Annotated in this window: 19 protein-coding genes and 1 tRNA gene; 4 read left to right on the plus strand and 16 right to left on the minus strand. The window is 69.0% G+C overall.

What is annotated here, in order from left to right; translation table 11 throughout:
- Positions 1-74 precede the first annotated feature (74 nt).
- The 4 genes from Q7W82_RS15285 to dxs all read left to right on the plus strand — a co-directional run bounded on the left by Q7W82_RS15285 (position 75) and on the right by dxs (position 5,448).
- On the plus strand, positions 75-722 hold the full coding sequence (locus tag Q7W82_RS15285; RefSeq protein WP_242160778.1) for a response regulator transcription factor: 648 nt from the start codon (positions 75-77) through the stop codon (positions 720-722).
- A gap of 103 nt (positions 723-825) precedes the next feature.
- Entirely contained in the window at positions 826-2,610 is a 1,785-nt protein-coding gene (locus Q7W82_RS15290) for an acyl-CoA dehydrogenase C-terminal domain-containing protein (protein ID WP_242160779.1), read from the plus strand.
- Positions 2,611-2,725: 115 nt separating this feature from the next.
- Positions 2,726-3,385: an HNH endonuclease gene (locus Q7W82_RS15295; RefSeq protein WP_026143548.1), complete on the plus strand. Its 660-nt coding sequence runs from the start codon at positions 2,726-2,728 to the stop codon at positions 3,383-3,385.
- 149 nt (positions 3,386-3,534) lie between these two features.
- Entirely contained in the window at positions 3,535-5,448 is a 1,914-nt protein-coding gene (gene dxs, locus Q7W82_RS15300; protein ID WP_242160780.1) for a 1-deoxy-D-xylulose-5-phosphate synthase, read from the plus strand.
- A 125-nt stretch (positions 5,449-5,573) separates the two neighbouring features.
- On the opposite strand, the gene Q7W82_RS15305 is transcribed toward dxs, so the two are convergent.
- The 16 genes from Q7W82_RS15305 to Q7W82_RS15380 form a co-directional block, all read right to left on the minus strand.
- A complete protein-coding gene (locus tag Q7W82_RS15305; protein ID WP_242160781.1) occupies positions 5,574-6,608 on the minus strand; it encodes a TraB/GumN family protein in 1,035 nt (344 codons plus the stop codon).
- A 74-nt stretch (positions 6,609-6,682) separates the two neighbouring features.
- On the minus strand, positions 6,683-7,153 hold the full coding sequence (locus Q7W82_RS15310; protein WP_242160782.1) for a cupin domain-containing protein: 471 nt from the start codon (positions 7,151-7,153) through the stop codon (positions 6,683-6,685).
- Positions 7,154-7,228: 75 nt separating this feature from the next.
- Positions 7,229-8,020, minus strand: a complete 792-nt coding sequence (locus Q7W82_RS15315) for a WecB/TagA/CpsF family glycosyltransferase (RefSeq protein ID WP_242160783.1) — start codon at positions 8,018-8,020, stop codon at positions 7,229-7,231.
- Positions 8,007-8,798, minus strand: a complete 792-nt coding sequence (locus tag Q7W82_RS15320; RefSeq protein WP_242160784.1) for a polysaccharide pyruvyl transferase family protein — start codon at positions 8,796-8,798, stop codon at positions 8,007-8,009. Before Q7W82_RS15320 ends, Q7W82_RS15315 begins: the two co-directional genes overlap by 14 nt.
- A 51-nt stretch (positions 8,799-8,849) precedes the next feature.
- On the minus strand, positions 8,850-10,037 hold the full coding sequence (locus Q7W82_RS15325) for a glycosyltransferase family 1 protein (RefSeq protein ID WP_242160785.1): 1,188 nt from the start codon (positions 10,035-10,037) through the stop codon (positions 8,850-8,852).
- 52 nt (positions 10,038-10,089) lie between these two features.
- Positions 10,090-11,592 carry a lipopolysaccharide biosynthesis protein gene (locus tag Q7W82_RS15330; protein WP_242160786.1) on the minus strand — a complete coding sequence of 501 codons (1,503 nt, stop codon included), beginning with the start codon at positions 11,590-11,592 and terminating at the stop codon, positions 10,090-10,092.
- Positions 11,589-12,638 (minus strand): GDP-mannose--glycolipid 4-beta-D-mannosyltransferase, encoded by a 1,050-nt coding sequence (locus Q7W82_RS15335; RefSeq protein WP_242160787.1) that lies wholly within the window; start codon positions 12,636-12,638, stop codon positions 11,589-11,591. The genes Q7W82_RS15330 and Q7W82_RS15335 overlap by 4 nt, the downstream gene beginning before the upstream one ends.
- Positions 12,635-13,768, minus strand: a complete 1,134-nt coding sequence (locus tag Q7W82_RS15340; RefSeq protein ID WP_242160788.1) for a glycosyltransferase family 4 protein — start codon at positions 13,766-13,768, stop codon at positions 12,635-12,637. Before Q7W82_RS15340 ends, Q7W82_RS15335 begins: the two co-directional genes overlap by 4 nt.
- Positions 13,765-14,862, minus strand: a complete 1,098-nt coding sequence (locus Q7W82_RS15345) for an acyltransferase family protein (RefSeq protein ID WP_242160789.1) — start codon at positions 14,860-14,862, stop codon at positions 13,765-13,767. The genes Q7W82_RS15340 and Q7W82_RS15345 overlap by 4 nt, the downstream gene beginning before the upstream one ends.
- Entirely contained in the window at positions 14,859-16,139 is a 1,281-nt protein-coding gene (locus tag Q7W82_RS15350) for a polysaccharide biosynthesis protein GumE (protein WP_242160790.1), read from the minus strand. The genes Q7W82_RS15345 and Q7W82_RS15350 overlap by 4 nt, the downstream gene beginning before the upstream one ends.
- A gap of 178 nt (positions 16,140-16,317) precedes the next feature.
- Positions 16,318-17,778, minus strand: coding sequence for an undecaprenyl-phosphate glucose phosphotransferase (locus Q7W82_RS15355; RefSeq protein WP_242160791.1), 1,461 nt, complete (start codon positions 17,776-17,778; stop codon positions 16,318-16,320).
- A gap of 311 nt (positions 17,779-18,089) precedes the next feature.
- Positions 18,090-19,526 (minus strand): GumC family protein, encoded by a 1,437-nt coding sequence (locus Q7W82_RS15360; protein ID WP_242160792.1) that lies wholly within the window; start codon positions 19,524-19,526, stop codon positions 18,090-18,092.
- Positions 19,523-20,215, minus strand: coding sequence for a polysaccharide biosynthesis/export family protein (locus Q7W82_RS15365; protein WP_160945938.1), 693 nt, complete (start codon positions 20,213-20,215; stop codon positions 19,523-19,525). The genes Q7W82_RS15360 and Q7W82_RS15365 overlap by 4 nt, the downstream gene beginning before the upstream one ends.
- Before the next feature lie 578 nt (positions 20,216-20,793).
- Positions 20,794-20,870: transfer RNA gene (locus Q7W82_RS15370), tRNA-Pro, on the minus strand.
- 100 nt (positions 20,871-20,970) lie between these two features.
- Positions 20,971-21,327: a MerR family transcriptional regulator gene (locus tag Q7W82_RS15375; RefSeq protein WP_009597860.1), complete on the minus strand. Its 357-nt coding sequence runs from the start codon at positions 21,325-21,327 to the stop codon at positions 20,971-20,973.
- Positions 21,308-21,607, minus strand: a complete 300-nt coding sequence (locus Q7W82_RS15380) for an integration host factor subunit alpha (protein WP_003466661.1) — start codon at positions 21,605-21,607, stop codon at positions 21,308-21,310. Before Q7W82_RS15380 ends, Q7W82_RS15375 begins: the two co-directional genes overlap by 20 nt.
- Positions 21,608-21,618 lie beyond the last annotated feature (11 nt).

Below are 21,618 nucleotides of genomic sequence, written 5' to 3' on the forward strand. Positions count from 1 at the left end.
GCCCTTCAGACGCGATCGGCATCGTCGCGGCCGGCGTCCGCCTGCGCCGATGCGCGCGACGGACGCGTACCGGCATGAGTGCACCGATCCGCGTGCTCATCGCCGACGACCATACCCTGGTGCGCGAAAGCCTGGTCGCCGTGCTCGACGCGATCGACGGCATCCAGGTGGTGGCGCAGGCCGCCGACGGCATCGAGGCGCTGGCCAAGGCCGAGGCGACCAATCCGGACGTGGCGATCGTGGACATCTCCATGCCGCGGCTCAACGGCATCGACGTGGTGCGGCGGCTGTGCGAGACCGTGCCGCTGGCGCGGATCCTGGTGCTGACCATGCACGAGGAACACGAATACGTGCTGCACGCGGTGCGCGCCGGCGCCTCCGGCTACCTGCTCAAGGACAGCGCCAGCGCCGACCTGATCGCCGCGGTGCGCAACCTGCACGCCGGCCGCGGCCACTTCTCGCCGCAGGCGGCACAGGCGCTGGTGGCGCAAATGCAGCAGCCGCAGGCGCTGCCGCCCGACCCCTATCGCAGCCTGACCGCACGCGAGCGCGAGGTGTTCCACCTGATCGTGGAGGGCCGCACCACCAAGGAAATCGCGCGGGTGCTGCAGATCAGCGTCAAGACCGCCGAGAACCACCGCTTCCGCGTGCTCAACAAGCTGGGCATGCGCAATACCGCCGAACTGGTGCGCTACGCGGTCCGCCACGGCCTGCTCGACTGAACGGCGCCGCATAGCCGCGCCTTCGCCGCGGCTGCGCACACTCCATACGCCATAGTATCCTGGGAGCCTCGGCCGCGCCGCGGCCCTCGTCACGAGCGATCGCATGAGCACCTATCAAGCCCCGTTGACCGATCTCCGCTTCGCGCTGCACGACGTGCTGCAGGTGGAGGCACTGTTCGCCCGCCTGGGCCATGCCGACGCCAACGCCGAACTGATCGACGCGGTGCTGGAGGAAGCGGCGCGCTTCACCGGCACCGTGCTGGCGCCGCTGAACCGGGTCGGCGACGAGCACGGTTGCACCCTGGACAAGGCCACCGGCGCGGTCACCACCGCCCCCGGCTTCCGCGAGGCCTACCAGCAGTTCGCCGAGGGCGGCTGGACCGGGCTGACCGCCGCGGCCGAGTTCGGCGGCCAGGGCCTGCCGCACACGCTGGGCGTGCCGCTCAACGAGATGGTCAACGCCGCCAACCTGGCCTGGGGCAACTTCCCGCTGCTGTCGCACGGCGCCGTGGAGGCGCTCAAGCAGCACGGCGAGGCGTGGCAGCAGGAGGTGTTCCTGAAGCCGCTGGTGGACGGCCGCTGGACCGGCACCATGTGCCTGACCGAGCCGCATTGCGGTACTGACCTGGGCCTGCTCAAGACCCGCGCCGAACCCAACGCCGACGGCAGCTGGTCGGTCAGCGGCACCAAGATCTTCATCACCGCCGGCGAGCACGACTTCACCGACAACATCGTGCACCTGGTGCTGGCGCGGCTGCCGGACGCGCCGGCCGGCGCCAAGGGCATCTCGCTGCTGGTGGTGCCGAAGTTCAAGGTCGCCCGCGACGGCAGCGTCGGCGAGCGCAACGCGCTGCGCTGCGGCTCGCTGGAGCACAAGATGGGCATCCACGGCTCGTCCACCTGCGTGATGAACTTCGACGGCGCGCAGGGCTACCTGGTCGGGCAGCCGCACAAGGGCCTGCAGGCCATGTTCACCATGATGAACACTGCGCGCCTGGGCGTCGGTCTGCAGGGCATCGGCCTGTCCGAGCGCGCGTATCAGAACGCGCTGCGCTACGCCCGCGAACGCCTGCAGTCGCGTTCGCTCAGCGGAGCCAAGCTGCCGGAGAAGCCGGCCGATCCGATCCTGGTGCATCCGGACGTGCGCCGCATGCTGCTGACGGTGAAGGCGCTGACCGAAGGCAGCCGCCTGCTGGCGCTGCACGCCGCGACCCTGATCGACATCGCGCACAGCGCGCAGGACCCGGCCGAGCGCGAGCAGGCCGACGTGCTGGTCAGCTTCCTCACCCCGATCTCCAAGGCCTGCCAGACCGAGTGGGCGGTGGAGAACACCTACCACGCGCTGCAGTGCTTCGGCGGCCACGGCTACATCCACGAACACGGCATGGAGCAGTTGGCCCGCGACGCGCGCATCACCACCCTCTACGAAGGCACCACCGGCATCCAGGCGCTGGACCTGATCGGGCGCAAGACCGCGTCCAGCCAGGGCGCCGGGCTGAAGCTGTTCCTGGCGCAGATCGAGGCCTTCCTGACCGAGCATGCCGACAACCCGGCCGTGGCCGAGTTCATCGCCCCGCTGCGCGAGAAGGCCGCCGAGTGGGCCACGCTGACCAAGCGCATCCTGCAGCGGGCCGCCGGCAATCCCGAGGAACTGGGCGCGGCCAGCTACGACTACGTGTTCTATTCCGGCTACGTGGTGCTGGCCTACTGGTGGGCGCGCAGCGTCGCCGCGGCCGAGGCCTCGGCGCACGGCGAGGCGTTCAAGCAGTCCAAGCGCGAGACCGCGCGCTTCTACTACGCGCGTCTGCTGCCGCGCACGCTGACCCACGCTGCGGCCATCGACAGCGGCGCCGAGCCGCTGATGGCGCTGGCCGACGCGCAGTTCTGAGTCCGCACGCCTGCGTCCACGCAGGCCGCCCCGGCACGCGCGCCGTGCCGGGGCGGCACCGCCGGTAGCGGCCGATACACAAACCGTCACCAATCGGGTATAAGCTGTTTTCCCGATGGAGACAGACACAACAACGCTTGGTCTGATCGATACCGGGGCCTGCGGCGCCTCGGCCGCGGTCCCGTCGCCTGCGGCGTCCCCTTCCCACCTGCCTTCGGTCCGGCTGCTGTCGCTGGACGCGCACGGCCGCGTGCTGGACTGGATCAACTGGCAGGACGCCGCCTGCCTGTACGCGCGCGGCGCGGTCGCCTGGACCCTCGGCGAGCCGTGCCTGCACATCCATGGCGGCATCTGCCGCGCCAGCGGCGAGCGCAGCGTGCTGGAACTGCATCCGATCATCGCCGCGCGCGGCCACGCGCATGCGCGTGCGCTCGATCCCACCCCGACCCTGACCAATACCGCGCTGTTCGCCCGCGATGCCCAGCTGTGCCTGTACTGCGGCCAGCAGTTCAGCCGCCCGCAACTGACCCGCGACCACGTGCTGCCGGTGTCCAAGGGCGGCCGCGACATCTGGGAGAACGTGGTCACCGCGTGCTTCCACTGCAATTCGCGCAAGGGCAACCGCACCCCGCAGCAGGCGTCGATGCCGCTGCTGGCGGTGCCGTACCGGCCGAGCTGGATCGAGCACCTGATCCTGTCCAACCGCAACATCCTGGCCGACCAGATGTCGTTCCTGAAGGCGCAGTTGCCCAAGCGCTCGAAGCTGTCGTTGTAGCGCGCGGCCTCACGCCGCCGTCACGCCCGCTGCGACGGATTGCCGCACCCCGGCCGAAACAGGCCATGCCTGCGCCCGCGACTGAACGGGTTGATTGCGCGTGCCCGGAATGGAGAGGAAAATGACAGGTCCGCTGAACCTCCATTCCGATGATCGACCCCACCCGCTATCCGCGCCTCTCGCGCATCCAGGTCCCCGAAGAACTGCGTCGCTTCGATGAATCGGAGCTGCCGGCCATCGCCGAGGAACTGCGCGCCTTTCTGATCGAGTGCGTCGGCAAGAGCGGCGGCCATTTCGGCGCCGGGCTGGGCGTGATCGAGCTCACCGTGGCCCTGCACTACCTGTACGACACGCCGGTCGACCAGCTGGTGTGGGACGTGGGCCACCAGACCTATCCGCACAAGATCCTCACCGGGCGCCGCGACCGCATCCACACGGTCAAGCAGGCCGACGGCGTGGCGCCGTTCCCCAAGCGCGAGGAAAGCGCGTACGACACCTTCGGCGTCGGCCACTCCTCCACCTCCATCTCGGCGGCGCTGGGCATGGCGGTGGCGCTGCAGCGCATGGGCGACGAGCGCAAGGTGGTGGCGGTGATCGGCGACGGCGCGATGACCGCCGGCATGGCCTACGAGGCGCTGAACCACGCCGGCGGCATGGACCCGGAACCGAACCTGCTGGTGATCCTCAACGACAACCGCATGTCGATCTCCGAGGCGGTCGGCGGGGTCACCAAGATGCTGGGGCGGATGAGCGGCAGCAAGACCCTCAACGCCATCCGCGAGGGCGGCAAGAAGATCCTCGGCGACAAGAAGAGCAATCCCACCGCGCGCTTCGTGCGGCGCTGGGAAGAACACTGGAAGGGCATGTTCGTGCCGTCCACGCTGTTCGAGGAAATGGGCTTCCACTACACCGGCCCGATCGATGGCCACGACCTGCCGGCGCTGCTGGGCGCGCTGAAGACGCTCAAGACCCTGAAGGGTCCGCAGTTGCTGCACGTCATCACCACCAAGGGCAAGGGCTACGAACTGGCCGAAGGCGACCAGATCGGCTACCACGCGGTGGGCCCGTTCGACCCGAGCAAGGGCCTGGTGGCCAAGCCGGGCGCCAAGGCGCCGACCTACACCGACGTGTTCGGCGACTGGATCTGCGACATGGCCGCGGCCGAGCCGGCGCTGCTGGCGATCACCCCGGCGATGCGCGAAGGTTCCGGCCTGGTGCGCTTCAGCAAGGAGTACCCGCAGCGCTACTTCGACGTGGCCATCGCCGAGCAGCATGCGGTGACCCTGGCCGCGGGCATGGCCGTGCACGGCGCCAAGCCGGTGGTGGCGATCTATTCGACATTCCTGCAGCGCGGCTACGACCAGTTGGTCCACGACGTGGCGGTGCAGCAGCTCGACGTGCTGTTCGCGATCGACCGCGGCGGCGTAGTCGGCCCGGACGGCGCCACCCACGCCGGCAACCTGGACCTGAGCTTCCTGCGCTGCGTGCCGCACCTGGTGGTGATGGCACCGGCCGACGAAGCCGAGTGCCGGCAACTGCTCAGCACCGGCCTGCGCCATCCCGGTCCGGCCGCGGTGCGCTACCCGCGCGGCACCGGCCCCGGGGTCGCCCCGGGCACCACCCTGGAGCCCTTGCCGATCGGCAAGGCCCAGCTGCGCGCGCAGGGCCACACGGTGGCGCTGCTGGCGTTCGGCGCGACCCTGGCGGCGGCCGAGCAGGTCGGCCGCGAACTCGGCCTGAGCGTGGTCAACATGCGCTTCGTCAAGCCGCTGGACCGCGCCTTGCTGCTGGAGCTTGCGCAGAGCCACGAGGGTTTCGTGACCATCGAGGACAACGTGGTGGCCGGCGGTGCCGGCTCCGGCGTGGCCGAACTGCTCAACGCCGAAGGCGTGCTGCGCCCGGTACTGCACCTGGGCCTGCCCGACGCGTTCCAGCATCACGCCAGCCGCGAGCAGCTGCTGGCCGAAGCCGGCATCGACGCCGCCGGCATCCGCGCCGCGGTGCTCAAGCGCTGGCCGCAGCTGGGCACGAACGCCAGCACACCGCGCACCGCGGCGGGCTGACCGCCGCGGTCACCGTGACGGCACGCCGCTGCGTGCCGTACCTGCCTGCCTGCCTGCTTGCGCCGCTGCGCGGATCCGGACGCGCCAGCGGCCGCATGGTCCGGTCACGACAGCCCGCGCACCGGCTAGGGCACAATCACCTCGTCACCGCGGGCACGCAACCGATCCAAGGGGCCGCCAGGCGCCTGCAGGGTCTGCATCGGCAATGCCGCGAAACTGGAGCGGTTCTGCACCAACGCCCGCTCGGCCGCCTGCAACCAGGCCGCCATTGCCCGCTCGCGCACATCGCCCAGCCCCAGCTTGCGCGCGATCGCCGCTTCGCCGACCGCGTCCAGACAGACCCGGTACTGATCGTTGGCGGGCAACGTGGCCAGCGTGTCCAGATCACCTTCGGACCAGGCGTTGGCGCGCTGGCGCATCGTCTCCAGGTCGCGATCGATGACCTGCAAAGTGCGCGCGAAGCACGCGCTGTCGTTCAACGAGGTCGCCCGGAATTCCTGCAGCGCGCGCTTGGCGTCGGGCACCCGGACCTCCACCACCACCGGCACGATCGGCACCTTGGCGCGCTTGGCCGCACGCTCGATCACCGGCTGCACGACGCTGCCCAGGCTCAGGCCAGATCTGCGCATCGCCGCTTCGTACAGTGCCTGCGCGGCGAACACCGGCCGCCAGCGCTCCACGCTGCCGTCGCGGCCCAGGTAGCGCGCCTTCAGCGGCAACCAGCGCGCATAAAGGTCCGGCGGCAGCACCTGCTGCAGCGTGCGGTCATCCGGATTGCGCCGCGCCTTCAGCAGGGACGGCAGCAGCAGCAGGCTGCGGAACATGCCCAGGCCGGAGTCCAGGGTGACGGTCGGCGCCGCGATCACCTGCTGCGATTGGGCGATCACCCGCTCCACCTCGGCCGATTCCCACTGCATGCGCCTGGGCAGCGGCGACACCGTGCCGAGGATCCACAGCACATGGTCGCCGCGGCGGACCTGCCACAGCCTCGGGCCGGGCTGGCGCCCGCTCACCAGCACCGCCTCCAGGTCGACCACCGCTGGACTGGTCGGGGCCGTGGCGCGCGGTGATGGCGACGCGGTCGGCAACGCGGTCTGCGCCCGTGCCGCCGGCACCGCGACCGCCAGCAACGCGGCCGCCAGGCACAGCAGCGTCCGCAACCGGTGCGCGACGCGTCGCCGTCCGGTTTTCGCGGGCAGCGTGTCTGCTCTGCCCCACGCCGATCGCGGCGGCATCAGCCGTCCAGTCTGGGCAGATGCGCGGCCAGCGGATCGCTGTCGGCCAGCAATTCGAAGCGCTCCCACAGAAAGCCCGGCGCCACCACGCAGCGCACCAGGCAATAGTCGGCCAGCGGCCGCGCCGCCTGCCAGGTGCCGGCCGCGATCACCACCGAGGGCATGCCGCCGCGCTCGCTGGCATCGAGCCGGTAGCGCTGCAGGCCGTGGTGCGGGTCGAAGCCGAGCAGTTCCAGCGCACCGCCTTCTTCCCACTGCCAGGTCTCGTCGGCATCGATGCGGTGCCAGCGGCTGACCTCGCCGCGCTCCAGCAGGAAGCGGATCGCGGTGCAGGCCGGACGCAGCGTCTGCGCGTGCTGCACCATCAAGGCCGAGGTGTGCACACGCGCATAGCGTCCCCCTTCCGGGTGCGGCAACAGCGACAGGTCGCGCACCAGGGCGGCGATTCGGAAGGCGGCGGCGCTGGACATGGGTCCAGTCTAATCCCGCGGCGTGGCCGCGCGCATGTCAGGCGCCGCAATCCGCGCGGGCGGCGTCGGCCGCGGTCAGGCCAACGGCAGCGAGTCGCGTGCGGTCGCCGCAGGAGCCAGGCGCCGGCCGTGGCGCAGGCACAGCGCAAAGAACACCAGCAGGTCCCAGCTGTAGCGCTTGAGCAGGCGCCGCGGCTCGCGCAGCAGGCGGTAGATCCATTCCAGGCGCAGCCGACGCACCCAGGCCGGCGCGCGCTTGGCGGTGCCGGACAGGAAATCCAGCAGCGCGCCCACACCGAATGCCAGCGGCACCTGCAGCTGCCCCGCCTGCTGCAGCAGCCAGCGCTCCTGCAGCGGATTGCCGAACGCCACCAGCAACACGTCGGCGCCGCTGGCGTTGACGCGTGCGGCCAGGCCCGTGCCGGCCGCGGCGAACTCGGCATAGCCGTCGCAGGTGCCGACCACCTGCTGCCCCAGCGTCTGCCGCAAGGTCTGTGCCGCGGCCTCGGCCACGCCGGGGCGGCCGCCGAGCAGGAAGAAGCGCAACGGACGCGGACTCTGCCGGCAGAGCGCCGGAATCAGGTCGGTGCCGTTGAGGTTGCCGGCGAAGCGGCGGCCGTGCACCAGCAGCGCGCCCAGGTCCATGCCGATGCCGTCGTTGACGATGCACACGCCCGGCGCCGCCAGGCGCGCGCGCAGAGCCTGGCACTGCACCACGAAGTTGGTGTTGGCGAAGAACACCTGGCGGCGCTCGCCGCGCGCCAGCGCCCGCAACAAGCTGGCGACGAAATCGGCTTCGGTACTGCGCAGGATCGGATAGCCGCCCAGCGCCAGCACCTCGCCCGTCGCGCGCTCACCAGAGGTCATGCGGAAAGCTCTCCAGCAAGCCGCGCTGCACCGCGGCCAGGTCGAACACGGTATTGCCGCCCAGCGCCACGCATTCCTCCACCGTGTGCCCGGCATGCCAGCGGCTGCGGCCGGTGCCGTGATAGTAGTCGTCGTACTTGAAGCGGTCCTCGCCGTTGCCCCAGTCCAGGTACACCGAGGGCACGCCGTAGGCTTCGGCCAGGATCAGCCCGTGCAGGGAACTGGACACGATCAGGTCGGCGCCGAGCAGTTGTCGCACGAACGTGGCCGGCTGGCGGTTCGGCAACACCAGGTGATCCTTGTAGCCGGCGTACTTGTCCAGCGGTTCGTTGAAATGCGGCACCACCAGGAACGGTCGCCGTGCCGGCGCCGGCGCCAATGCCTCGCGCGGGAAGAACAGCGGCATCAGCAGGCCCGGATCGCCATAGACCTCCGGCACCTGCAGGCCGCGCTCGCGCAGGAAGGCGCGGGTCTTGGGTCCGCGCACGGCGCGCACGTCGAGCTGGCGGAAAGTGTGGCGGTCGGCAGGGATCTTGCCGTTGACGCCGCTGCCCCACACGGTGTCGCCATCGCGGGCGAAATGCAGCACCGAGCCGATCGCGATCAGCCGCGTGCGCTTGTCGCGCTTGTCCAGCAGGGTGCGGTCGCGCTGGCCGAGCACGTTGGAGACGATGATCTTGGACAGATGATCGCCGACGTTGATCTCGCCATTCTTCGGCTTCCACCAGAACAGCGCCCGGCGCTCTTCGTAATCGATCCATTTTTGCAGAGTGGACATCGGTCCTCCTTGGTTGCGCGGGGGTACGGCGAACACGCCGACGGCGTGTGCTCAGACCGCGCCGTCGGCGAACAGACGTGTCTCCGGATAGGCGGCCGGATCCAGCACCCGGTCGGTGGTGTCGGACCAGCTCAGGCACTGGCGATGGCGCACGTGCGGCGCCTGCAGCGCCTGCCCGATGGCGGCGACGATGGACGCCTCGTCGCCGGGGGTGTAGCCGAAGCGCGACGGATAGCGGCCGACCACGGCATTCGGGCAGACCGCCGGCAGGCCGAAGAAGTCATACTGCAGCAGCTTCATCGAGCTGTCGGCCAGGTAGGCCGGCACCTGCTCGGACGCGTACGGCGCGATGCCGAAGCGGGCGTGCTTGATGTAGCGGATGGTCTCGGCGTGCTTCATCTCGCCGTACACCACCACGTTGTCGCCATAGCCCGGCGCGCGGCCCATGCCCGAGCCGATCACGTGGAAGGTGACCTGCGGGAAGGCGCGGCTGGCGGCGACGAAGAACGCGGGATCGAACAGCATCGAGCCCACCGCCACCGCATGGATGCCCTCGCCGTACGGCGAGGGGTCGCCGAGCGTGTGCAGGTCGTGGTCCACGCCGTGGCCGACGTGGTACACGTTGTCGCGACTGGCGACCTCCTCGGCCATCGCCGGCGACACCAGCGCGATCACGTCCAGGCTCGGCGCCACGCGGTCGAACTCGCGCTCGATGTAGTCGGCGACGTTGATCGTGCTCAAGCCGTCGGAGGCGCGATACACCTTGCGCGCGGTCGGGTTGATCCGCGCCGCCAGCGCGATGAACGCCACCGCGATGCCGCTCTCGAACACGATCACGTCGGCCTCGCGGATCCAGCGGATCAGCGTCGCTGGCGCCCAGGCCGCATACAGCTTGAACATCAGGTCTTCCAGCGGCCGCAACCAGCGCCGCCGGGTGTTGAACGGATGCAGCGGCGCGCGCCACAGATAGCAGTCCACGCCGTTGTGGCGGACCACCTGGTTGGCGCTGGCGTCCAGCGGCAGGCGCAGATCGCCCTTGAGTCGCGATAGCAGGCTGTAACGTAACGAGAAGAAGCGCGTGGGACCGCGCTTGGCCAGCTCGTCGGCGATGAAGTGGATGTTGGCGCGGCGCGGCGTTCGGTAATCGTGCGCCGACAGCACCAGGTAGCAGGGTGCACGGCCGCTAGCGGCCGCGGCCGGCGCAGACGCGGACAGCGTCGCTGCGGAAGAGTCGCTCATGCCGTCGCTCCTATGCGGAATGGAAGAAGAAGAACACGCTGGCGCATCTCGCTCATCGCTTGCTCCGCGCCTGGCGCAGCAACGTGCGCATCTGCAGGATCGCCAGCACGTCGCGGCGGAACGCCGGCCACAGCGCGAACACCAGCAGGCCGGACAGCGCCATCGCCGCCGCGCCGACGACCAGCTGCAACCACAACGACGCACCGCCCCAGTACTGCGCGGCGAAATAGGCGACGACGCCACAGACGCCGTAGCCGAGCACCGCGCGCAAGGCGTTGTTGAAGAGCTCCCACGCCGGGATCTGCGGCGCGATGCGCGCGATCCAGATCACCGACAGCGGCCACATCACCAGCAGGCCCAGCGTATAGCCCACGGTCACGCCCATCACGCCCCACAGCGAGCCGGCGAAGATGCAGGCGATCAGCATCACCCGCCCCACCACCGAATACACCAGCTGCTGGCGCATCAGGCCCAGCGCCAGGAACACCCAGTAGGTGGCGTAGGACGCGGTCTGGAAGATGCCGCCGAGGGTCAGCACCTGGAACAGCGGCACGGCCGGCCGCCACTGTTCGCCCAGCACCAGCACGATCAGCGGCATCGCCAGCGCGCAGGCGAAGGAAAACAGCGCCACGATCAGGTGCACCATCACCGTCTGCCCGCGCAGCAGGAAGTTGCCGAAGCGCGGCGGGTCGTCCTGCAACTGCGACAGCACGGGCAGCGCCACCGAGGTGGCCGGTGCGTTGATCTGGTTCAGCGGCATCATCAGCAGCTGGAACGCACGGTTGTACAGGCCCAGCGCTTCGGCGCCGATGCGATGGCCGATGATCACCTGGCCGACATTGCGGCTGGCGTAGCCGAGCAGCTGCGCCGCCATCAGGTTCCAGCCGAAGCTCAGGAAGGTGCGCATCGGCGCGTCGCGCCGGTAGCCGCGCGGCAGCCAGCGCGCGCAGGCGCCGGCGATCAGCAGGTTGACCAGCGCCTGCACCACCTGCTGCCAGACCAGCGCCCAGTAACCGTAACCAGCCAGGGCCACGCCGACGCCGGCCAGCAGGCCCAGCACCTGTGCGCCGACGTCGCTCAGCGAGACCTGGCCGAAACGCAGCGCGCGGCTCAGGTGCGCGCGGTACTGCGTGGTCATGCCGTTGAGCAGGAAGGTCACCGCCAGCGCCTGGGAAATGCCGAGCAAGGCCGGCTCGCGGTAGAAGTGCGCGATCCACGACGAAGACAGGAACACCACGATCGCCAACAGCAGGCCGATGCCGCTGTTGATCCAGAACAGGTTGTCGCGCTGCTCGCGGCTGACGTGTTTGGCCTGGATCGCCGCCGAGGACAGGCCGAAGTCGCGCAGGATCTCGGCCATGCCAACGATCGCCGTCACCATCGCCATCAGGCCATAGTCGTAGGGCGTCAGCAGCCGCGCCAGCAGCACGATGCCGCCGAACTGCACCACCATCTTGGCCAGCTGCCCGGCCATGGTCACCGCCGCACCGCCGGCCGCGCGCGCGCCCAGCCCGGGTTGCGGCGCCGCCGGCCGCGGGGTCTCGGCGCTGCTCATGCGCCCTCCCCGCGGCCTGCGGTCAGCGCCTGCAGATAACTGCGGTAATGCTGCAGGCCGATCCCGTTCCAGTCACGCCGCGACAGGTCCGGCACGGCATCGGCCGGCAACTGCTGCGCCTGCGCCAGGGCCTGCGCGAGTTGCGCTGCATCCAGCTCGCCGCGGTACAGCTGCACCCACTGCGCGCCGACCTCGTCGGCGATGGCGGCATTGGCCTCGCTCCATGGCGCCAGCACCGGACGCGCCAGCGACAGCGCCAGCAGCAGGGTGCCGGAGTTGTGCATCTGCCGGTACGGCAGCACCACCAGTTCGGCCTCGCCGACCTCCTGCGCCAGCACCGCGTCCTCCACATACTGCAGCCGTGCGCTGATCCGCGGATCCTCGGCACAGGCGCGCTCGACCACACCGCGGATCTGCGCGTCGATCGGATTGCCGGCGATGCGCAGGCTGAGCTGCGGATCGGGTAGCGCCTGCAGGGTCGCGATCAGCGTCTCCACGCCCTTGTACGGGCGCAACAGCCCGAAATGCAGCAGGCGCCCGGGCACGCGCGGCGGTTGCGGCAGCGGCGCGTACCAGTCGCGGTAGTGGCCGTGCAGGATGGTGTCGGTGGCCGGCGCGCGCGCGGGCGTGGTCGCGTTGATGCGGATCCAGCGCGCGGTCTGGCGGTCGATCCAGCGCAGCAGCAGGCGTTCGCGCCAGCCCTTGTCCTCGTGCGGCGCCACGTTGTGCAAGGTGCGCACCAACGGCACGCCGGCCAGGCGCAGGCGCAGCAGCAACAGCGCGACGCAGACCTGCTTGGCCAGCGTGCCGAGCGCGGTGCGATGCCGCAGCAGGTACTCCGGCCAATGCAGGTGCAGCACGTCGTAGCGCGACAGCAGCGCCGCACGCATCGAAAAGAAGCGCAGTTGCACCTGCGGCGGCAGCGCCGCGTAGAGCTGGGTGAGGTAGGGATTGGTGGTCGCGGTCGGGCGCTCGGTGGACAGCAGCACGGTGACTGCCGGCGCGGCCTGCTGCACCGCGCCGTGGCGCTGACTCTCGCCGCTCATCGGCCGCCCTCCGCGCCGCCCAGCGCCAGGCGGTACTCGTCCAGATAGGCGCCGACCACGCGGTCCCAGTCGTAGCGATGCGCATAGGCCATCGCCGCGTCGCGCTGTGCGGCGAAATCCGCGTCGGTGCCGGCGGCGAAGGCGCGCACCGTGGCCGCGGCCGCCTGCGGGTCGGCCGGATCGACCAGTACGCCCTGCCCCGACTCGCGGTGCAGGCGCGCAAACGGCGGGATGTCGCTGAGGATCGGCAGCAGCCCGGCACTCATCGCTTCCACCGCGGCCAGGCCGAAGCCCTCGTGCCGCGACAGGCACACGAAGTACTGCGCACTGCCGAGCAACTGCGCCAGTTGCGCCTGGGTCGGCGCCACCTGCAGGCGTACCCGCTGCTGCAGGCCGCGCTCGGCGATCGCCTGCTGCAGGTCGGCCACGCTGAAGTCGTATTCGCGCCCGGCCACGATCAGCTGCCAGGCCGGATCCTGAGCAGCCAGCGCGCGCACCAGGTCCAGGGTCTCCAGCAGGCCCTTGTTGACCGACCAGCGCCCGAAGTAGATCAGCGTGCGTCCGGGCGTGGCGCTGCCCTGCCCGGCGAACTTGTCCACGTCCACCCCGTTCTCGATCACCCGCAGCCGCTGCGGCGCGACCACCTGCGAGAACAGCCGGCCATCGTTCTCGCTGGTCGCCACCACCCGCGCGTACGCGAGCGCCGAGGCGCGGGTGAGGGTCTTGAACCAGAGCATCTTCAGGCGCGAGGCGTAGGTGGTATGGAAGAAACCGCCATGGGTGGACACGATCATCGGCACACGGTGCAGCGGCCGGGTCAGGGCCAGGAAGTCGTAGAAGAAATCGATGCCGTGCACGTGCAGCAGATCGGCGCCGCGCACCGCCGCCAGCACCGACGGCGCCAGCGGATAGCGCGAGGAGCCGCGGTACGGCAAGCGCACGATCGGCACGCCCTGGTGCGTGTCGCGCGGGGTCAGGCGCTGCTGCGGATCGGTGAACACCCGCTCCAGGCTCACCACCTCGACCTGGTCCTGGCCCTGCTGCAGATGGCGGCGCGCGATGTTCAGCACCACCTCCTCCATGCCGCCCACCGACGGATGGAACTGGCGCACCACATGCACCACCTTCATGCCGTCGCTCCTGCGGCCGCGCTGCGGCGCACGCCGATCATCCACGGCGCGACCCGCACCAGCACCGCGCGCATCGGCACGCTGGCCAGCACCGCCAGCACGCTCACCGACACCGCCCAGGCCGGTCCCCAGGCATCGCCGCGAACCAGGCCGGTACGGGCGGCGACGCCGGCCATCACCGAGAACAGCAAGGTGTGCGTGCACAGGATCAGCAAGGTGTTGCGTCCGATCCACTGCAGCCAGGCCCAGTGCTGCACAAGCCCGGCGACGCACAGTGCCATGGCGCTGCCGAGCAGGCTGGCGGCGAGGAAGCCCAGCGGGGAATCGCCGAACTTGAGCATGTTCACGTCGACGCGGCCGTTGTGCCAGGCGATCGCGAACCAGGCCGCACCCAGCAGCACCGCCGCCAGCGCATTGCCGCCCGGCCGCGCCGGCCACCAGTGCGCCCGCGTCGCCGCCAGCGCGCCGATCGCGAAGAAGCACAGCGCCACCGGCAACACATCCAGCGAGAACGGCAGGCGCATGTCCTGCCCCGGAAACCAGCAGGCCCAGCCCCAGGCCAGCGGCAGCGACAACCCGGCCAGGGCCGGCACCGACAGCGTCCGGCGCAGGGCCAGGTACGCCAGCGTGGTCACGAACAGCGCCGGCAGGAACCACAGCGCCGGCATCACGTAGAGCTTGGGGCCGATGCCGCTGACCAGGCCCAGCAGCGGCTCCCACCACGGCCGGTCGCCCCACAGTTGCGCCTTGCTGCCGATATGCCGGGTCAGCATCCAGTACGCGTAGGCGACGAAGAAGAATGCCACGTACGGCAGCAGCAGGCTGCGCGCCAGCTTGCCGACCGTGGCCAGGGTCAGCGGGCGATTGCCGAAGGCTTCGCCGACCCAGCCCGACAACAGGAAGAACATCGGCACGTGGAAGCTGTAGGCCAGGATCACGTAGGCATGCGGAATGCCCTTGGCATGGCCGAACACCACCAGCAGGATCGCCAGCGCCTTGGCCGCATCGATGCGTGCATCGCGCGGCGCCCCCGTGCGTGCGCTGCGCGCCTGCGCCGGCACGGACGCGGAAACGGCCGTGGCGGGGGCGCTCATGCCGGCACCGCCGGAATGCGCGCGGCCGGCGCCGTCGGTGCCGCGGGCAGCGCCGGTGCATCGCGCAGGCGCGGTGTCATCTGCCACAGGCAACCGCACACGAACCACCACAGCGCCGCGGTCTTGATCGAGAAGTAGCCGTTGGAGACCAGCAGGCTCAGCGAGAACGCAAAGATCAGCAGGTTCTTGAACAACTGCCCTTCGATGGTGCGCATCAGCATCGCGAACGAATAGGCCAGCAGGAACGCCAGCACCAGCAGCACCGACTGCGAGGAGATGAAGTAGGCGATGCCGCTGTCGAAGTAGCGGTACGGCTGGTCCATGTCCAGCCCCATCCACGCATCGGCGCTCATCCTGCGGATCGAATCGACGGTGAAGAACACCCGCCCCAGCGTGGTGTCCTCGTAGCTCTGGATGCCCGAGGCCCACACCAGCAGCCACGCACCGCCCATCACCGCGAAGAAGATCAAAAAGCCCAGGCGCTGGTCCATGCGCAGCAGCAACGGGCTCAGCAGCGCCATCATCACGCAGGTACCGGCGGCCAGGCGCCCGTCCGAGGCCACGATCAGGAAGCCGATCATCGCCACCGACGCGACGATCGCCCACGGCCGCATCCAGCGCCAGAAGGTCAGCAGGATGGCGGTGAAGAAGATGATGAAGTTGCCCATCGTCACCGGCTCGATGAACACCGAGGAGGCGCGTGGCAGGTTCGACGACGGCAGGAAGTTGCGTGCGCCCGGGCGTGTCGCGCTGACGAACAGATTGCTGTCCTGGTTCCAGAAGCTCGACGCGCTGGCGCCGCGCGCATTGACGAAATAGCTCTTGGGGTTGACCACGTCGCCGTAGACCTTGGGCAGCGCCAGTTCGAACACCGCCACCAGCGACACCAGCAGCGCCATGCGCACGAACATGCGCGGCAACGAGCCGGTATAGGCGGCACCGAGCAGCAGGAAGGCAAACGGAATCAAGGCATCGCGGAAGAACTTCGGATCCAGCGACCAGGCCATGAACAGGCGCACCAGCATCAGCAGCGCCAGCAAGGCGATCCCGGTGAACACCATCGCCATGCGCTTGCGGTCCAGCGCGCGCAGGCCGAGCAGGAAGCAGGCGGCATAGACCGCCAGTTCCACCACATAGGTCATCGCCGGGCTGACCCGGAACACCTTGGCGTTGATCACCGCCAGCACGAAGTTGTAGCCGATGGCGAACAGCAGCACGAGCTCGATCAGCAGGTTGCGGCGCTGCTCGCGCAGCGGCATGGCCGGCGCACTCAGCATGCGTACCTCGCTGCGATGGCGGCGCAGCGCGCGCCGCCCCTGCGGTGGACCGGCGCCAGGCACGGCGCCGGCGTGCGGCGCGCGATGCCGTTCGGCGTACGCAGGGCTGGAACGACGGCGACGCGGGGGCGACGCCGGCGCTGCTCACGGTCGGCGGGAAGAAAACGCATCGGGCGCATCAGTAGGCGGTCTTCTGCCCGAGCACCTTGAACGCGGTCAGCACGATGATCCGCGTGTCCAGCCACAACGACCAGCGGCGGATGTAGTCCAGGTCGTACTGGATGCGCTTCTTCATCGTGCGCAGCTCCGGGGTCTCGCCGCGGAAGCCGTTGACCTGCGCCCAGCCGGTGATGCCAGGCTTGACGTAATGCCGCTGCATGTAGTGGTTGATCAGCTTCTCGTAGTGGGTGTTGTGCTGCGCCGCGTGCGGACGCGGCCCCACCACCGACATGCTGCCGCCGAGCACGTTGAACAGCTGCGGCAACTCGTCCAGGCTGGTGCGGCGCAGGAACGCGCCGAAGCGGGTCACCCGGCTGTCGCCGCGCGTGGCCTGCACCACCACCTCGCTGGGCTCCTGCTGCACGCGCATGGAGCGGAACTTGTACATGTAGAACTCGCGCCCGCCCAGGCCGTGGCGGCGCTGGCGGAAGAACACCGGGCCCGGCGAGCTCAGCTTCACGCCCACCGCGATCGCCAGCATCAGCGGCCACAGCATGGCCAGCGCGGCCAGGGCCACCAGCTTGTCCTGCAGCGCCTTGGCGACCACGAAGTAGGTGTTGCGATCCACCCCGCCCTGGCGCAGGTTGATCACCGGCACGTTGCCGATCTGGTCGCCGGACTGGTTGAGCATGCCGAAGTCGAACAGGTCCGGGATCAGCCGGACCTGGATCGGATAACGGTCCATGCGCTGCAGCAGCTGCTTGATGTGGTCGCGCTCGCCCAGCGGCAGCGAGATCCACACCTGCTCGACCTGGTGGTCGTCAAGGTAGTCGATCAGCGCGTCCGCGGTGCCCTCTCCGAGGCACTGCAGCCTCTGCGGATGGTCGGCCACCGACAGGTCGTAGTCGCTGCTGAAATAGCCCACCACCTGCATGCCCACCCAGGGGTTGCGGCTCAGGTAGTTGTGGATCTTCACCACCGGATGGCGCAGGCCGACCACCACCACCCGCTGCACGTCCACGCCTTCGGAGCGCAGGCGGTTGAGCACGCCGCGCACCACCGTGCGCGAGAGCAGCAGCGTCGCCAGGCTGGTGACGAACCAGGTGCCGATCCACAGCCGCGAGACCTGCTGGCCGAACTGCACCACGAAGGCGTGCACCGCGAACAGCGCGAACACGCCGCCGCAGGCCAGGCTCAGCACTAGCATCTCGCGCAGCAGGCCACGCCCGCGCCAGCTGCGGTACAGCGGGAACAGCGCGAAGCAGATCACCGCGTACAGCAGGGTGGTGCCGATCGCCACCCGATACGCCGGTTCCGGCATCCAGGTGCCGAACAGCAACCGGTGGGTCAGCAAGGCGCCGCCGACCATGACGGTCAGGTCGGACACGCGCAACAGGATGTCTGCCGCGGCCGCGTACTTGGACAGCATGCGCGGCGAGGAGGTCGTATAGGTGGCGCTACTCAGGTCTGCCAAAAGCATGATCGGGATTCCTATCCAAACCCGGTCGATCGGCATGCGGGGGAACATGCGACGCCGCCGGGCCTCGATTTCGCCTGCCTGTGGACCGCTGCGGCGCCTCCCTCGCCGACCCCAGGTCCACGGCAGCCCGTGACTACTTCAACAGAAGAACGTCTTCGTACAACCGCGCTGGAAAATAATGGAGCACCTCATTGCCTAGCTGAACCACGAATCACCTCACTGAAGACTGTGCGTCGAACCGATGCCGATGTGTGCGTTGTGGCACGCGCTCGCGCACTGCGCGGTGCGGCGCGCCATGGCGCTGCGACATCTCATGCCGAGGCCGCCGCCGCGGCTTCGGCTTCGCGGATGAAGTAGCGCACCAGCGCCACCGCTACCGCCAGGAACAGGCCGAACACGAAGGCCAGCGCCAGGCCGAGCAGCTTCTTCGGCGAGCTCGGCTTGCCCGGCACATCGGCGCGGTCGACGATCGAAATGTTGTTGGTGCCCACGTTGCCGACCACGCCGATCTCCTTGTAGCGCTGCAGCAGCGCGTCGTAGAGCTGGCGGTTGGTATCGGCCTCGCGGCGCAGCATGGTGTAGCGGATGCTGCGGGTCTGCAGGTCCAGTTCGTCGTTCTTCAGGGCCGCGATGCGGTCGCTGAGCAGCGTCTCCTGCTGCCGCGCCGCCTCATAGTCGTTCTTCAGCGCGCTGCGGATATTGGCGATCTCGTTGGCGATCTGCCGCTTGGTCTCGGCGATCTGGTTCTGCAGGCGCTGCATTTCCGGGTAACCGGGCTGGAACGTGGCCAGCTTCTGCTGGTAGTCGGCGGTCAGCTTGGCCTGTTCGGTGCGCAGGCTCTGGATCAGCGGACTGCTGACCACCTGCGGCAGGCCCATGCCGTCGCCGATGCCGGCCTGGCGCCAGGCCGCCTCGGCCTTGATCCGCGCATCCTGTGCCGCGGCCAGGCGCACATTCAGCTCGCTCATGTTCTGCGTCGGCAGCGACGGCTTGTCCTCGCCCATCGACACGATCTGTTCCTGGCTGGAATAGTCGACCGCGTTCTTCTCCGACTCCTCGACCTTGTCGCGCAGCTGCGCCAGGCGTTCGGACAGGTAGCGCGCAGCGAAGGAAGACGCCTGCAGGCGGCGTTCCTGGGTCGAGGCGATGAACATCTTGGCGTAGGTGTTGGCCACGCGCGTGGCCAGCACGCGATCGGGGGAATCGAAGTTGATCCGCACCAGGCGCGAATCGCGGACCGGCTCGATGGTCAAGGCATCCAGCACCGGGCCGACCAGCGCATTCTCGGCCGCCGCGGCACGTGCCTGCGGCGTCGGCGCACGCCCGTCGCCGTTGTCCTGCAGCTTCTCCAGGGCTTCGTCGACCAGCGGCTTGAACGCCGGGGCCTCGGTCAGCTTGGCCTCGCGGATCACCTGCCGCGCCAGCGAACGGCTGCCGAGCAGTTCGTACTGGGTCTGGTAGAAGTCGCGATCCTGCGGCGATTCCACCGGCATCAGGTTGGCGACGTTGGCGACGTTGAGCGATTCGCGCTCGATCTGCAGCACGCTGGTGGCGCGGTACTTCGGCGTCATCAGCAGGATCACCAGCAGCGCCAGCAGCACTACGGCTCCGGTGATGCCGACGATCAGCCAACGCTGCCGGTACAGCGCATTCCAGTAATCCAGCAGGCCGATGTCGGCCGGGCTCAGCGGGGCGCCCACGGGACGCGCATGCGACGCGGAGGCGGGAGGCAAGGTGGAGGCGCTCATCGGTAGGCCCTCCAGACCATCACGAACGGGGTCAGTTGCACCACGGTGCGCAGCAGCACCAGCGCATCGGAGCGGTACACCACCACGATGTCGCCGCCGTAGATCGCCGGGTCGGGCGCGGCACCCTTCTGGATATCGCGCAGGTCGAAACGCGCCAGCATCTTCTGTCCGCCGACGGTGCGGAACACCACCACGTTGCCGCGGCTGGCCACATCGCTGACGCCCTTGCCCAGCGCCAGTGCCTGCTGCAGGGTCAGCGCCGAGCCCTGGATGGGATAGATGCCCGGCTCGCTGACCGCGCCAGTGACCGTGACCCGGTTGCCGGTGAACTCGTCGACCAGCACCGACACCTGCGGGTTCTGCAGATAGCCGTTGCGGTAGCGATCGGCGATCTCCTTCTGCAGGGCGTTGACGCTGGAGCCGGCGGCCTTGACGTCGCCGATCAGCGGCAGCGAGATGCGGCCCTCATTGTCCACCCGCACCTGGCGCTCCAGGTCGTCGACCTGGAACACCTTGACCGTGAGCAGGTCGCCCGGGCCAAGCAGGTATTCCGGCTTGCCCATGGACGCGGCAAGCGGATCGCCCGGCGGCAGATCCGACCGCATTGCCGGCCCGCTGTTGCATGCCGACAGCAGCGCCAGGCAGAAAAGGGCCAGCGCCCAATGGAAGGTCACGGAGAGTTTACCCATGCGCGATGCTGATGCCCTCTGTCGATTGGTTTTCGAAGCGCCGCACTCGCCCAGCCGGCCAGGGTTCCGTCCCGGCCGGAGGATGATCACGGTGTCAATTCCTGCCCGGGACGAATGGCCCTGGCCAACAGCGAAGCTTCGTGTTGCAACGCACTATGGCACAGCCATCTGCCGTCACCAAGGCGTTACCCGACATTTTTTTGACGCAGTAACAGGAGGGTTCAACTACATGTCCAGCGATTCAGCCTAGCAAGCATCCGTGAACGTTCCATCCACGTGATGTTAACGTGACCAATGTCAATGCATTGACGCTGCATCGCTCCCAGTTCTGGCGCGGCTTTGCGCTCCCGCGAGGCGGTCCCGGTGCGCCGGAATGGCGCACTCCCGCGGATTTTGTCTACGGCGACGCGCTCGGCCCCCGACCGGATGTTACAGATCGCCCTGTGTGGCGCCGCCGGCACGAATCGGGCAGCCGCATCTGATCCGCATGCCCGTTCACCGGCCGCGCGTCCGCCGGCCATCCAGCGCGGCCCGAATAAAGAAAAAGGCCCATGTCGCGGACATGGGCCTTCGAAAGATGGTCGGGGTAGCCGGATTCGAACCGACGACCACTAGTCCCCCAGACTAGTGCGCTACCAGGCTGCGCTATACCCCGGTGTGTTGCGTCTCCGCCGTCGTGGCGGACCCGCCTTGCGGCGAGCTGGCGATTATAGCGGGTTTGCGGCGGCCATTCCTAGCGGCAGCGGCGGCGCCACTCAGCGCCGCAGCAATTGCAGGACTTCTTCCAGCTCCTGCCGCACCTGCTTGATGATCTGGTTGCTCAGCGCCGATTCCTGGCGGGCGCCCTCGCCTTCCAGGCGCAACCGCGCGCCGCCGATCGTATAGCCCTGTTCGTACAGCAGGCTGCGGATCTGCCGCACCATCAGCACGTCGTGGCGTTGGTAGTAGCGTCGGTTGCCGCGGCGCTTGACCGGTTCCAGGCTGGGGAATTCGGTTTCCCAATAGCGCAGCACGTGCGGCTTGACGTCGCACAGCTCGCTGACCTCACCGATGGTGAAGTAGCGCTTGGCCGGAATCGGCGGAAGTTCGCGGTTACTGCCCGGGTCCAGCATATGCCTCCACTCGCTCCTTGAGCTTCTGTCCGGGGCGGAAGGTCACCACCGTCCGCGCCGAAATCGGGATCTCTTCGCCGGTCTTGGGATTGCGGCCGGGCCGTTGGTTCTTGCGGCGCAGGTCGAAGTTGCCGAAACCGGACAGCTTCACCTGCCGCCCCTGCTCCAGCGCATCGCGCAGCACGTCGAAGAACGCATCGACGAATTCCTTGGCCTCGCGCTTGTTCAGCCCGACTTCGTCGAACAACCGCTCGGCCATTTCCGCTTTGGTCAACGCCATTGCCCTGCTAT

Origin of the sequence: Xanthomonas indica (genome assembly GCF_040529045.1) — a bacterium.
Lineage (GTDB): Bacteria > Pseudomonadota > Gammaproteobacteria > Xanthomonadales > Xanthomonadaceae > Xanthomonas_A > Xanthomonas_A indica.